Origin of the sequence: Gardnerella coleohominis (genome assembly GCF_002896555.1) — a bacterium.
In the GTDB taxonomy this organism is placed as follows: Bacteria; Actinomycetota; Actinomycetes; order Actinomycetales; family Bifidobacteriaceae; genus Bifidobacterium; species Bifidobacterium vaginale_F.
In genome coordinates, this window is record NZ_MNLH01000002.1 from 187,448 (window position 1) to 201,008 (window position 13,561).

Below are 13,561 nucleotides of genomic sequence, written 5' to 3' on the forward strand. Positions count from 1 at the left end.
TAGAAAGTGTTTTATAAAAAGTTTTAATAAAATCTCAAATTGCTTACTTTAAATTTTTCATATTTAGTACATAAAATACTGCATTTATCGGCAATATACGGCGTTTTGTGCCGTCTGTATACTGTAGTAATCTTTTATTTGTTCATGCATTGTATGAATGATATGTATTGTGCATGAAATTCATGACGGAATTTTCCGTAATCTTCCAGAAAAAGCTCACCGGAGTCTACCCGTGGAGTCGAGGAAAGGCATAATTGTGGCAACAAGCCAAAATCTTGAAGATATGAAGCTATCCGAGCTGAAAGATCTTGCGAAGCAGATGGGGCTGCGTGGTACTTCTACTATGCGTAAGTCAGATTTAGTTTCTACGCTGACTGCAGCGCGCAATGGGGGAGAAGCGCCAGCAGGTGTTACCGTTTATGTTCCTGCAAGTCCTATTCGTTCATCGCAGTATTATGATAGCGATTTTGATAACGATAGTTATCCAAATGATAACCGCAGTAGCTATGCGGAGTCTGATGATATTCAGAATAATGAAGATCGCGCTGGTAATGATGATGATGCAAGCGTGAATCAATCTGATAATAATAATCGTGAAAATAATCGTATGCTAGAAGATTTAGATATACCTGAGGGTTCTCATTTACGAGATCGCGGTATGAAAATGCGTCGTCGCCGAGAGTTTGGTAGAGAAATGATTCGTGAAGATGAGAATGAAGACGAGCGCGAAGAATTTAACGATAATGAGCAGTCTTCCTCCTCTAATTCTTCGTCTGTTTCTTCGCCTGATTTGGATCAGATTCTAGCAACTTTGCCTAATGAAATTGAGGAAGTTCAGTCTGATCGTCGCGGTGAGTCTAATCGTGAGGGTGATTCTCGTCGTCAAAGGATTTCTCAACGTGATGCAAATCGTGACAGCGGTTCTCGCTCAGATCGTTTCCAGCGTCGCGCTCGCGGTCGTGTTCGTGATTTTGATGAATCTCAAACAAGCCGTGAGGATCATCCTGAACATTTGGATCGCTCTGACGATTCTCGCGATCGTGACCGTGAGCTTAGTGAGATACGAGAAGGGCATGATCAATCCGATCGCCAACGTGCACGCGAAGAGGTTAAGGAAGAGCTTGTACCGGTTGCGGGAATTGTAGACGTTATGGATTCTTACGCTTTTGTGAGAACTTCCGGATACTTACCTGGCCCTAACGACGTTTATGTTTCTATGAGCCAGATTAAGAAGTATGGTTTGCGTAAAGGTGATGCTGTTCAAGGCTCTATTCGCGCTCCTCGCGAGGGAGATCGTCGTAATCAGCGTCAGAAGTTTGTTCCTTTGCAAGCAATCGATACGATTAATGGTCTTAGCGTGGAAGAGGCTCAGTCACGTCCACAATTTGCTAAGCTGACGCCTTTGTATCCTCAGGAGCGTTTGAAGCAGGAAACTACTCCAAATCGTATTCTTGGAAGAATCATTGATTTAGTTGCTCCTATTGGTAAAGGTCAGCGTGGTTTGATTGTTTCACCTCCAAAGGCTGGTAAGACAATCACCTTGCAGAATATCGCCAATGCTATTTCTGCTAATAATCCTGAAGTTCACTTAATGGTTGTTCTTGTGGATGAACGTCCGGAAGAAGTGACTGATATGGAACGCACAGTTCAAGGTGAAGTTATTTCTTCTACTTTTGACCGTCCTGCAACAGATCACACTACTGTAGCTGAATTGGCAATTGAAAGGGCTAAGCGCTTGGTTGAGCTTGGTCAGGATGTTGTTGTTTTGCTTGATTCTATGACGCGTTTGGCGCGTGCATATAACATTGCGGCTCCAACTTCTGGTCGTATTCTTTCCGGTGGCGTTGATGCTCAGGCGCTTTATCCTCCTAAGAAGTTCTTCGGTGCAGCTCGAAATATTGAAAATGGCGGTTCTTTGACTATTATTTCTTCCGCATTGGTTGAAACTGGTTCAAAGATGGATGAAGTGATATTTGAGGAATTCAAGGGCACTGGCAATATGGAGCTTCGTTTGAGCCGCGATTTGGCAGATAAGCGTTTGTTCCCAGCTGTGGATATTAATTCTTCTGGTACTCGTCGTGAAGAGTTGATTACTCCTGCTCAAGAATTGCCAATTATTTACCGCTTGCGTCGCTTGTTTGGTGGTCTTGAACCTGAGCAGGCTTACCAAACTTTGGTGCCTCGTTTGAAGAAGACTGCATCTAATCGCGATTTTTTGGCTGCTATTGTACAGCAAGCGAATAATTCTACGAATGGTGGCAATGCTCCAAGTGTTGCTTAAAATTTAATTGATTTATTCATAAAATTACCCTCTGATTTAATACAATTGTTAATAAATTCAGGGGGTAATTTTGTATTGTTTGAGAAGAGATTCCAAAAACTTTTGTGTACTTAGATACTTTGTGTGTAGATACTTTTTCTGTACTTAGATGCTCAATATTTATAAAGCTATATTTTATATGGAATTATCGTGAATTAATGCTAAGTGGCGCTAATTATCGCTAATTAACGCCACTTTGTTTACTTTTTAATAGTTATTTATTTTCGGCACAAGCAGTCATTGCGAATTTGCGTAATCTTGATACGCCTTCTTTGATATCTTCAGGTTTTCCTGCATATGATACTCGTACGAATCCGCTGCCTTCTTTACCGAATGCTTCTCCAGGAACTACAGCCACTTTTTCTTCTGTCAACAATCTATCACTAAATTCTTTAGAGCTTAGTCCTGTTGGTCGAACGTCAACGAAAGCATAGAAAGCACCTTGAGGTTCAATCAACTTTACTGCAGTGCAATCCGCCAATTCTTCCATAACGATATTGCGTTTGAATCGGTATTCTTCTCGCATTTCTTTTACATGATCCAAAGATCCTGTTAATGCCGCAACACCGCCGTATTGAGCTGTTGAATTTATAGAAGAATGTATCATTTCTGCGATTTTACTTGTTTGTTCAATCACATCTTCAGTTGAAAGAATGTATCCGATTCTCCATCCTGTCATTGCAAAAGTTTTAGACAAGCTTTCAACAACTATTGTTCTTTCTTTCATTCCCTCAATTGATGCTATGGAAGGCGCTACCGTTTCAATAGAAACGTCACTTTCTGGATCATTTGAGAACACAAATGGGTGGTAGACTTCGTCGGAAATAGCCCATAAGTCGTTGTCAATGCAAACTTTAGCTATTTCCTTGAGTTCTTCCATTGTTGTTACTGCGCCAGTTGGATTTCCTGGTGAATTTAAGATTACAGCTTTTGTTTTTGGAGTTACAGCTTTAAGTATGTCTTCCGCGTTGATTCGCATTCCGTGTTCTGGTTTTACTGCGACGGTTACTGGTGTTGCGTCGCACATAAGCACTCCAGCTTCGTATGATGTGAAGAATGGAGATGGGATAATTACTTCGTCGCCTGGGTCTATAAGTGCTTTTGTGGCCAAATATAAGCCTACTGTAGCTCCGTCTACTGCTTGAATTTCTGTATCAGGATTGTAAGTTAGTCCTTTAATTCGTTTTGTGTATTCTGCTGCAGCTTTTCTAAATTCTGGTATGCCAAGTACGTCTGTATATTTTGTTTTTCCGGCTTTTAGTGATGAACATGCGGCTTCAACAATATGTGGCGAAGCGGTTTCGCCAGGTTCTCCAAGGCATAAGGATATTGCTTCAGGCATTTGTTCAACTCGATCGAATACGTCGCGTATGCCTGATCGTGGTATAGATATCGCGTGTTGTGCCAAAGTCGACATATAAGCTCCTTTTGCCTCTAGTGTGTGTATTTTGTGAATTAACACATATTTTGTGATAAATTTTCGTTTATTTTATATGTTTTCTAATAATACTGTTTAGATTTAAGTGTTTATCTTTATTTGTTTATTTTTATGTGTTTAGTTATTTTTTAGTATATATCTTTTATATGTTACGAATTATTTCCCAATGTTAAATGTTGTTAAATGTTGTTAAATATAGTAGCACTGCTTGATGGTGTGAATTTTACGAAATTGTTAAATATTATCAGTAATCTTTTCTATTAGACCTATAATAATTCTTAAATAACTTCCGAAATAAAATAATCTAAGCAAAAGTTTAGGCGCATAAACTTTTGGCAATTTTTTGTTAAAAATAATATTTTTCTTAAATTTTTATTCTTTTTAGCTAAAAAATACTGTAAGCTGAAGTGACTGCAGGTGGCGTAGCGTCGATTTCGGCCAACGCTGAATGAGTATGGAGGAGGCCGTATGACTAGTAATACTAGCAGGATTGAGAATGGTGCAAGTATGGATTCTACAGATGCAATAATTGTGGATATTCTTGAGCATGATGGACGTGCTACTCTTACACGTCTTGCTAAAGCTTCAGGATTGTCGGTTTCTGCTGTCCAATCTAGAGTTCAGAAACTTGAACGTAGGGGCATTATTACAGGATATCGTGCGTTAATTGATTATGAACGTCGAGGTTTGCCTATTAGCGCGTTTGTTACTGTTACTCCGTTAGATTTTGAACAGGAAGCTACTGTTCCGGCAAAGTTGCAAGATATTCCTGGAATTGAAGCATGCTATTCCATTACTGGAAGCCCAAGCTTTATGCTTGTTGTGCGCGTAGCAACCCCAGGTAAGTTGGAAGAATTGATTAATACTATCCACCGTACTGTTCCAGTAAGCACTGAGACAACGATGGTTTTGCAAACATACTTCGACTAAAGTATGAGTGATTTTTCTAATTTTGAGACTTTAGAGTCAGATTCTAATGAGTCGACGATTGACGCTCTCGAAGTTTTAAGGCATCCTGATTCGGCTGATGCCGTGGAGAAGATTTTCGAGTTGCGTCAATCGATTGACAGCGTTGACGAAGATGTTATTCGCTTGCTCGCTAAAAGATTTGAATTCACAAAACGCGTAGGAGAAATTAAGGCGCAATATGGTTTTGCTCCTTACGATTCAAAGCGTGAAAAAGAGCAAATTGAGCGTTTAAATAAAATTGCACAAGACGTTGGTTTAGAAACTTCAATTGCGCAAGCTTATCATGAGTTTGTTGTTTCGGAGGCAAAGAAGAGGCACCAGCGTATTGCTGATCGCTCTCAATATGCGCACTAAGCGCAATAATAAGAATATGACTATTGCAACCGTTGAACGCTATAAGCAGATGCTTAATGCAGCCACTCAAGGTGGATATGCGTATCCTGCTATAAATGTTACGAGCACGCAAACTTTAAATGCTGCTCTTCAGGGTTTTGCTGAAGCGGAATCTGACGGTATTATCCAAGTTTCTGTAGGCGGATCCGCATATTTTTCGGGTCAGGCCGTTAATAATCGAGTTGTTGGTTCGCTTGCATTCGCAGCGTTTGCCCACGAAGTAGCATCTAAATATCCAAATATTTCTATTGCTCTTCATACTGATCATTGCGCTGAACCGTATTTGAATGATTGGATTCGCCCACTTCTTGAACATGAAACAGAACAAGTTAAACAAGGTAAAGAGCCACTTTTCCAATCTCATATGTGGGACGGGTCAACTGTTTCTTTGAATCATAATTTGGATGTTGCAGAAGAATTACTTGATGCTTCTGTTAAAGCTCATACAGTACTTGAGATTGAGATTGGCGCTGTTGGCGGAGAAGAAGATGGACATCGCGCGGATATAGACGAGCGATTGTATTCCACTCCTGAAGATGCATTGCGCGTTGTAGAACGATTAGGATTATGTGAGCGTGGTCTTTATATGGCTGCTTTCACTTTTGGTAATGTTCATGGATCCTATAAGCCAGGAGTAGTGAAATTGCGTCCGCAATTACTTGAAGAAATTCAAGAAGTTGTGTACAAGAAGTATAAAACTGAGTGTGATTCCCGTAGTTTCGGTGCATCGAATAAGCCTTTCCTACTTGTGTTCCACGGAGGTTCAGGATCTCGTCCTGAAGAAATAGCGCAAGCTGTTCGTTATGGCGTAGTCAAAATGAATATTGATACGGATACACAATATGCTTTTACGCGTGCTATAGCAGGTCATATGTTCCAAAATTATGACGCTGTTTTAAAGGTAGATGGTGAAGTAGGTGCTAAAAAGCTTTACGATCCTCGTTCGTGGGGTAGAGAGGCTGAAAACGCCATGGCTCAAAGAGTAGTTGAAGCGTGTGTACAACTTGGATCTGCTGGTAAAGCGTTGAAATAGTTGCTTTAGCTGTTAAATTTACATTTCTTATTTCTATATTCGGTATGGGCGTCGCGCTAGTCTTGTCGAGTAGGGTTTGTGCGATTTGAGCTGTTACAAAGCTCATAATGGAGGTGTTCCATGCCTGGAATTGTGCTTATCGGTGCTCAATGGGGTGACGAAGGTAAAGGCAAAGCAACAGATTTAATTGGCTCTAAAGTAGATGTTGTAGCGCGTTTCAATGGTGGAAACAATGCTGGTCATACAGTTGTAGTTGGAGATAAATCCTACGCATTACACTTGTTGCCTAGCGGTATTATTACGCCAAATGTTACGCCAGTGATTGGCAACGGTGTTGTTGTTGATCCAGAAGTTCTTTTTGAAGAAATTGATGCTTTGCAATCTCGCGGCGTAGATTGCTCCCGCTTGTTAGTAAGCGAAGAAGCACATGTTATTACTCCTTACCACCGAGTAATCGATAAAGTTACAGAACGATTCTTAGGAAAGCATAAGATCGGTACGACTGGTCGCGGTATTGGACCTACTTATGCAGATAAAATTAACCGAGTTGGTATTCGCGTTCACGATTTGTTTAACTCTGAGCATTTGCGCGATAAGGTTGAAGCTAGCCTGCATCAAAAAAATCAGATGCTTGTTAAGCTTTATAACCAGCATCCTATTGATATAGATGAAGTTACTGCTCAGCTTATAGAACTCGGCAAGCGTTTAAAGCCTTATGTAGCTGATACTTCTCTTATGCTTAATAAAGCTATGGATGAAGGTAAGACTGTTCTGTTTGAAGGCGGTCAGGCAACAATGCTTGACGTGGATCACGGTACTTATCCATTCGTTACTTCTTCAAATCCTACTGCAGGTGGTGCTTGCACAGGTACTGGCGTTGGCCCTACAAGAATTAATCGCGTAATTGGAGTTGCTAAAGCTTATATCACACGCGTTGGCGAAGGTCCTTTCCCTACTGAGCTTTTAGACGAGAAGGGCGATTGGCTGCGTGAGCATGGTCATGAGTATGGCGTTACTACTGGCCGTCCTCGTAGATGCGGATGGTTTGATTCTGTTGTAACCCGTTATGCATCTCGCGTTAATGGTTTAACAGATATTGTGCTTACTAAGTTGGATGTTCTTACCGGTTTGGAGGAGATTCCAGTTTGCGTGGCTTATGACGTGACTTTGGCGGATGGAACTGTTAAGCGCATGGATGAAATGCCTGTAGATCAGTCTTTGTTCGCTTCTGCAAAACCAGTATATGAGATGCTCCCAGGCTGGGGTGAAGATATTTCTCAAATTCATAAGTTTGAAGATTTGCCAGAAAATACTCAAAGTTATGTAAAGCGTTTGGAAGAGCTTTCAAATTGCCGTATTTCTGCTATTGGTACTGGCCCACAGCGTGATCATATTATTAGCGTTCATTCGTTAGTGGATTGAGATATAAATTGCTCGTGATTAACTTCGCGTTATTCGCTTCGTATGATTAATTTATCAAAACGGCACTTCTAAAATAGAGTGTCGTTTTGGTTTAGTATGAGGTATTTTGTGTTAATTGATAGAGGAGCAAATAGTGAGAGAGAATGATAGTAGTCTTAAGTTAAATAGAAACCGAAATAGTTCTACTAATCTAGAGCATACTAAAGTTAATAAACGTTCCCCATACACAAATCGTAAGTTGTATTTATTAGTTTTTCTCGGCGGAATGTGCGGAGCGATTGTTCGTAGCGTAATATCTGCTATGAGCATAAATTATTCTCTTATGTCTACTAAACTCACGCTTGGCACTTTCTTGTCCAATATGATTGCATGTTTTATTTTTGCGATGGTTAGTTCGTTAGTCGTTGCCGCGTGCTCTTCAAAGCGTAAAACTTTATATAGTTATGCTTTAGGAACTGGTTTTTGTGGCGGATTGTCAACTATGTCCACTTTCGCTTTAGAAGGCGCTGTTGCATCAATGGGTACCCAAGGAATATTTTCTATTTTGGGAATGGTTTTTTCGGTAGTGATTGCAATTATCTTAACTTTTATCGGGATATGGATTGGAGACAAAATCGCTAGCTGCATTCTTTCAAAGCGAGCGAAAAAGTCACCTGATTTAAGAGTAAGGCGGTGAATCATGCATTTTCTGAATACTGCTTTTATGTTTATTTTGCCGTGTATTTTCGGCGGATTAGGTGCTGTTTGTAGATGCGCTATGACTAAGGGAATAACTAGATCCTATGAGAGTAATATTCCTGTAGCTACATTGTGGATAAATTGCATTGCTTCTTTTGCTCTTGGTGTTGCATCTAATTTATTCTTAGCGCTTCATGCAATATTGGGAATGAATTTAGTATTCATAATGGTTGTAGGATTTTTGGGAGGTTACTCGACTTTTTCTACAGCAATTTTTGAAGGAGTATATCTCGTTAAAAATAGGCGTTTTAAAGACGGAATATTCTTGATTTTCGCTGAGTTAATTCTGCCATTTTTAGCCGCAACTTTAGGATACGTTGGAACTTCTTTTATTGTTTTCTTATTTTAAAGTCTAAATATTTTATATTCTGCTGTAATTTATTATTTGTTGGAATGTTAGAATATTTCATGTTTTGTTTGCTATTTGATTCAAGAATAGGTTTGCAGTGATTCGGGAAAAAGTTAGCGATTGTGTGCACAGCATTGATTTGAGCTTTAGAAATACTATTAATCGTTTTCATTGGAAACTAGTAGGTGCAGGTGCACTAGTCGGTATCGTTTCGGGAATATTAGTTGTTTTGTATCGTGCTGGTATTGAATATGGTACAGATATAGCCCGCTGGGTTTATTCACAAGTTTGGAAGCAACCTACTAAAATATCGCTAATTATATTATTTGTTCTTGTTGTGTCTGCTGTGATAATAGGCGCGTGCATAGGGTGGATGAGCCGAAAAGAGACGATGGCGTCTGGAAGTGGTATTCCTCAAGTTGTTGGATATGAAAATCGCGGTTTAAATATGCGATGGAATACAATACTTCCAGTGCGATTTGTAGCCGGCCTTATTGGTTCCTTGCTCGGACTTTCATTAGGAAGGGAAGGCCCTTCTATTCAAATTGGTGCGTGCGGCGGTCAGATGCTTTCGCGAATTTTACGCGGAAAATCATCTCACGGAGATGAATCTGAGCACTATATGGTTACAGCTGGCGCTGCAGCTGGACTTTCTGCGGCTTTTAGCGCTCCGCTTTCAGGATTGATGTTTGCACTCGAAGAAGTTAGACATGGTTTATCTTCTTCAGTGCTTATTATTGCAGCGGTTGCTTCGTTGTGCGCCGATTTTGTTGCTCAAACTTGTTTAGGATTAAAGCCGGTTTTAGATTTTGGCAATATTCCTGATTTACCAATCAGTTTGCATTTTTGGATTATTCCATTAGGTGTTTTTGCAGGTTTAATAGGTTCTTTAATGAATCGTTCATTGCTTGGATTGCAAACTTTATATAAGCATATGCCGAAATGGTCTCCAACAATAATTGCATGTCTTATAGCTATACCAGTTGGACTTTTTATTCCAGAAGTTTTGGGTGGCGGATCTAACTTAGTGCGCCTTTCAGAATATGGGAAGATAAGTTTTAGTTTCCTTTGCGTTCTATTTATAGTAAAAATGCTTTTTACTTCAACTAGCTTTGGATGTGGTGCTCCTGGCGGTATTTTCATGCCAATTCTTGCTGTTGGTGCACTTGCTGGTGGCGTAATGTCAAGGTTTATAACTTTGCATTTTGGAGTTGATTCAAAGTTTATATCCGTATTCGCTGTGTGCGTAATGGCTGGTACATTATCTGCTTCTGTTAAGGCTCCGCTTACTTCAATTTTGCTAACTGTTGAAATGTCTGGAACGCTAATTCACATGTTGCCTGTTGCAGCGTCTGCTTTTATAGCTCTTTTAGTGTCTGATGCTTTGAAAACTAAGCCTATTTATGGTGAATTACTTGAGCGTTATATTGCAGAACACGATAACGATCCTTCTGTTTTTGTGGATAAGTCTGTGAATTAGTGAACTTCTGACCACATTGATTAAAAAATATTGTGCTATGGATTTTGTTGCTATGTAATAGTTCCATGCATGATTTAAATAATATAAATAACGCCAATAACGCCGCTATCGCTAATTCGAATTTATCGGATTCGTATGCGAATTATAGGCAGCAGCTGAATAATGGCCGTTTTGCAGACAATGAATTAGACGATCGTACGATTTTATCTTCGTATAGCGCTTTTGATGATAATTTTCTTGAAAGTAATGTTTTTGGAAAACTTTCTGATAATTATGATTCGGAATTTTCTGACTCGAGTGATGTAACTGAAAAATCAGACGATTCGTCTGGAGGCATGTCTGAAGGTTCGTCTGAAAGTTCGTCTGGAGCTTCGTCTGAAGGTTCGTCTGAAAGTATTTATGCTAGTAGAGCTACTGTTTATCCGCATGCTGCTGCTATCTCGCTTTTTGGCAAAGATTATTCATACGTTTCTCCAGAATTATTTCCTTCGAATGTAATAGTTGGTTCTTCTGCAATTGATGGTGTTGGGCTTAGTACAACTCTTGCAATGTTATCTTTGCATTTAAGCTCGTGTGGTTATTCTGTAGCTTTTGTTGATGCTGATATTCCTCATGGCGGTTTAGATGTTTTGCTCGGCTTAGAATCAGATGAAGGCAGAAGATTACAAGAAGTTGAAGCTCCATTAGGTAAATTAGACGGGCATGTGTTAAAAGATGAGCTTATTTATTGGAATGGGGTTGGTGTTCTCGCTTACGCTCCTTGGCGAGCAATTGGTCGTATTATCCCAAAGAATGATTCTGATATAAAAAGCGAAGATGTTAAGAATATAAGTGATTCTTTATTTTTAAAGCCTTGGTTATTAGATTCTGCAATTCGTGGTTTAGCTCAGTGCCATGATTTTGTGATTGTTGATGTGGGTGCTGGCATGAATGCTTTTAATGTTTTTAATACAATTCCAGGTTTAGCTTATTGCTTTAGTGTTTATGCTAGTGAACTTTCCGTTTTAGGAATGGCTCGTATGCGCGCGTATAATTATCAACTTTCTGTTGTAAAAGAATTGTTGATCGAACGCCTGTCTTCTTGTTCTTCTAAAGAAGCTAGAGAAGAAATTTTTAAAGATATTATTAAAATCGGTCGCGAGTCAGTTGTTGTTGGGATTATGCCTCATGGCTTATCTGCAAAACTGTGTGTTGTTGATTGCGATGAAGCTTCGCAGTATTTGTCTAAGAATGTTATGGGTCCTATTAAATACAATTCGCGCATGCACGAAGACATTATTGAAGGATACGGTATTCGTAAAATCCCTACGTCTTTACGTCAAGTGATTGAGCGATTAGCGAATTGCGTTTCTGAATTTTGTTTATCTGATGACGAGTAAATCGGAATGAGAATTTGGGGATATGAGAATTTGGGGATATAAGAATTTAAGTATGAATTTGGGGATATGAGATTCCAGCTATATGAGAATTTATTGGGATAAAGTGAAGGGAATTGCATGATTTTAGATAGCAATAATAAATCTTTAGCGCAGATTACAAATAATCGTAATTTTAATCATGATTCAGAGTTAAGTTTTTCTTCAAAATCTTCTTGTGTTCGAGATATTGATTTTGGGGTTTTACAAGAGTTTGTTAACGATTCGCGCTTAACAGATATGGTTATTACTGAAAATGGTCGTTTGTGGGTGGATTATGGGGAAGGATTGAGGGAGCGTTTTTCAAGAATCCCAATGAATAATCCTCATGTGCTACGTAAGTATGCTGTTTGGCTTTGTGCTCAGTTGGGTAAACGACTTGATGACGCATGCCCTATAGCAGATGTGTCTAGTGCGTCTGGGATAAGAATACATGCAATTTTAGCTCCAATTGTATCTATGGGAGCTGTGATAGCTGTTCGTTTTCCTTCTCAAGGAATTTGTAGTTTAGACATGCTTTATAAAAAAGGTATGTATTCGTTAGAGATGAAGTATATTCTTTCGTCTCTTGTTCGTATGCGAGCAAATATATTGATTACTGGAAGTACGGGGTCTGGAAAAACAACTTTAATGAAGGCTTTACTTTCTGAAGCAGATGGGAATGATCGCATAGTTTCTGTTGAAGAAACAAGGGAATTATGCGGTTTGAAAGGCGATTACGTATCTTTAAGCACGCGTGAATCAAATGTAGAAGGTAAAGGCGAAGTTGGTTTACCTGAACTTGTAAAAGCAACTTTGCGTATGCGCCCAGATCGTATAGTTCTTGGGGAATGCAGAGGTGAAGAAATAGCTGATTTGTTACGTGTTTTTACATCAGGACATCATGGTGGCATGACTACATTACACGCAGATGATGTTTATAAAGTTCCAGCAAGGCTTATGGCTTTAGGATTATTAGCAGGATTGCAGCCGAGAGCCTTGTGTGCTTTAGCTGCTGGTGCTTTTGATGTAGTAATTCATGTTGAACGAATAAATAATAAGCGCATGATTCGTGAAATTGGTGTGCTTAGTAGCGGTTCGGATGATTATTCTCGTTTTGCAGGTTTTAACAATAATGCTGAAAATATGGTGTTACAAGGTATTCCGGTTATTCAAATGGTTGAAGATAAGGGAGTTGGTAATTTTCACTTAAAAGCTACAAAACTTTGGCCTGTTTTTGCTGGAAAGTGGAAGTTGATAAAAAGAAGGTGATTTATGAGTAAAACTAGATGTATTGAGGAAGCTCTTGCGAGTTTATCTGCTGCGCTTTCTTCGGGCGCTCAATTTCATGATGTGATTTTTGGCGCAGTATATGTTGAAAAAGCGGATTCTGATAATTATTATTCTGAAAAATCATATCAATTTACGAGTATGAGTGCAGAAATTATTGCTAAGTGGCTGCGCGCTCGTTGCGAATCTTATAGCAGTAAGAAAAATAAAAGTGCAATTGATAATGATATAAATAATATTGCTTATTCTTTGATGGCTGCGTATAAGCTGAGCAATAATCTTGGATGCTCTATGGCTGATTGTGTAGATGCTGTAGCTGACTCGTACCATTATCAATGCAAATCGGAAGCTTTACGCTCTGAAGTTCTTGCAATGCCGCAAGCGACTATAACATTGTTAACAGCTTTGCCTTTATTGACTTTAATTGCTGGAGAAATTATGGGAGCAAATCCCTTGTTATTTCTTATTTCTTCTCCTAAAGGATGGTGTATGTTAACAGTCGGTTTATTTAGTTATATTGCAGGTGTGATCTGGGTTAAAACTATGATGTCTAAATCGCGGAAAAACATGATGATTGATAACGAATGAAATCAAGCGTTTATATGTATTTATATGTGTTTACAAGTGTTTACATGTATTTTGCGCGTTCAATGTTGTTTTAATCTTGGTTTGTTCTTGGCTTAGCGTTTGATTTTGTTTTTCTTGATCTCGTTTTAGAGCGTAGAAAGTTAGTTT

At 39.2% G+C, this 13,561-nt stretch carries 12 protein-coding genes; 11 read left to right on the plus strand and 1 reads right to left on the minus strand.

What is annotated here, in order from left to right:
- Positions 1 to 256 precede the first annotated feature (256 nt).
- Complete coding sequence (gene rho, locus BFS05_RS02605) at positions 257 to 2,281, plus strand: transcription termination factor Rho (protein WP_103084467.1); 2,025 nt, start codon at positions 257 to 259, stop codon at positions 2,279 to 2,281.
- A 253-nt stretch (positions 2,282 to 2,534) separates the two neighbouring features.
- On the opposite strand, the gene BFS05_RS02610 is transcribed toward rho, so the two are convergent.
- The gene (locus tag BFS05_RS02610; RefSeq protein WP_103084468.1) at positions 2,535 to 3,737 is read right to left on the minus strand and encodes a pyridoxal phosphate-dependent aminotransferase; all 1,203 of its coding nucleotides are present in this window, start codon (positions 3,735 to 3,737) and stop codon (positions 2,535 to 2,537) included.
- 489 nt (positions 3,738 to 4,226) lie between these two features.
- Between BFS05_RS02610 and BFS05_RS02615 the strand changes: the two genes are divergently transcribed.
- The 10 genes from BFS05_RS02615 (at position 4,227) to BFS05_RS02660 (ending at position 13,414) form a co-directional block, all read left to right on the plus strand.
- A complete protein-coding gene (locus BFS05_RS02615; RefSeq protein WP_103084469.1) occupies positions 4,227 to 4,688 on the plus strand; it encodes an Lrp/AsnC family transcriptional regulator in 462 nt (153 codons plus the stop codon).
- Between the two features lie 3 nt (positions 4,689 to 4,691).
- Complete coding sequence (locus BFS05_RS02620; protein WP_103084470.1) at positions 4,692 to 5,081, plus strand: chorismate mutase; 390 nt, start codon at positions 4,692 to 4,694, stop codon at positions 5,079 to 5,081.
- A gap of 16 nt (positions 5,082 to 5,097) precedes the next feature.
- Complete coding sequence (gene fbaA, locus BFS05_RS02625) at positions 5,098 to 6,153, plus strand: class II fructose-bisphosphate aldolase (RefSeq protein WP_103084606.1); 1,056 nt, start codon at positions 5,098 to 5,100, stop codon at positions 6,151 to 6,153.
- A 120-nt stretch (positions 6,154 to 6,273) separates the two neighbouring features.
- Positions 6,274 to 7,575, plus strand: a complete 1,302-nt coding sequence (locus BFS05_RS02630) for an adenylosuccinate synthase (protein ID WP_103084471.1) — start codon at positions 6,274 to 6,276, stop codon at positions 7,573 to 7,575.
- Between the two features lie 133 nt (positions 7,576 to 7,708).
- Positions 7,709 to 8,251 carry a fluoride efflux transporter FluC gene (locus BFS05_RS02635; RefSeq protein WP_258004209.1) on the plus strand — a complete coding sequence of 181 codons (543 nt, stop codon included), beginning with the start codon at positions 7,709 to 7,711 and terminating at the stop codon, positions 8,249 to 8,251.
- A 3-nt stretch (positions 8,252 to 8,254) separates the two neighbouring features.
- Positions 8,255 to 8,662, plus strand: coding sequence for a fluoride efflux transporter FluC (locus BFS05_RS02640; RefSeq protein ID WP_103084472.1), 408 nt, complete (start codon positions 8,255 to 8,257; stop codon positions 8,660 to 8,662).
- A gap of 139 nt (positions 8,663 to 8,801) precedes the next feature.
- Entirely contained in the window at positions 8,802 to 10,142 is a 1,341-nt protein-coding gene (locus tag BFS05_RS02645) for a ClC family H(+)/Cl(-) exchange transporter (protein ID WP_374703761.1), read from the plus strand.
- A 65-nt stretch (positions 10,143 to 10,207) separates the two neighbouring features.
- On the plus strand, positions 10,208 to 11,521 hold the full coding sequence (locus BFS05_RS02650; RefSeq protein WP_103084474.1) for a CpaE/TadZ family protein: 1,314 nt from the start codon (positions 10,208 to 10,210) through the stop codon (positions 11,519 to 11,521).
- A 117-nt stretch (positions 11,522 to 11,638) separates the two neighbouring features.
- A complete protein-coding gene (locus BFS05_RS02655; RefSeq protein ID WP_103084475.1) occupies positions 11,639 to 12,808 on the plus strand; it encodes a TadA family conjugal transfer-associated ATPase in 1,170 nt (389 codons plus the stop codon).
- Positions 12,809 to 12,811: 3 nt separating this feature from the next.
- Positions 12,812 to 13,414 carry a pilus assembly protein gene (locus BFS05_RS02660; protein WP_103084476.1) on the plus strand — a complete coding sequence of 201 codons (603 nt, stop codon included), beginning with the start codon at positions 12,812 to 12,814 and terminating at the stop codon, positions 13,412 to 13,414.
- The last annotated feature ends 147 nt before the right edge of the window (positions 13,415 to 13,561 follow it).

Excerpts from the sequence above, each read along its gene's own strand:
- BFS05_RS02610 (WP_103084468.1), bottom strand. The coding sequence starts at position 3,737 with ATGTCGACTTTGGCACAACACGCGATATCTATACCACGATCAGGCATA.
- BFS05_RS02615 (WP_103084469.1), top strand. The coding sequence starts at position 4,227 with ATGACTAGTAATACTAGCAGGATTGAGAATGGTGCAAGTATGGATTCT.
- BFS05_RS02620 (WP_103084470.1), top strand. The coding sequence starts at position 4,692 with ATGAGTGATTTTTCTAATTTTGAGACTTTAGAGTCAGATTCTAATGAG.
- fbaA (WP_103084606.1), top strand. The coding sequence starts at position 5,098 with ATGACTATTGCAACCGTTGAACGCTATAAGCAGATGCTTAATGCAGCC.
- BFS05_RS02630 (WP_103084471.1), top strand. The coding sequence starts at position 6,274 with ATGCCTGGAATTGTGCTTATCGGTGCTCAATGGGGTGACGAAGGTAAA.
- BFS05_RS02640 (WP_103084472.1), top strand. The coding sequence starts at position 8,255 with ATGCATTTTCTGAATACTGCTTTTATGTTTATTTTGCCGTGTATTTTC.
- BFS05_RS02650 (WP_103084474.1), top strand. The coding sequence starts at position 10,208 with ATGCATGATTTAAATAATATAAATAACGCCAATAACGCCGCTATCGCT.
- BFS05_RS02655 (WP_103084475.1), top strand. The coding sequence starts at position 11,639 with ATGATTTTAGATAGCAATAATAAATCTTTAGCGCAGATTACAAATAAT.
- BFS05_RS02660 (WP_103084476.1), top strand. The coding sequence starts at position 12,812 with ATGAGTAAAACTAGATGTATTGAGGAAGCTCTTGCGAGTTTATCTGCT.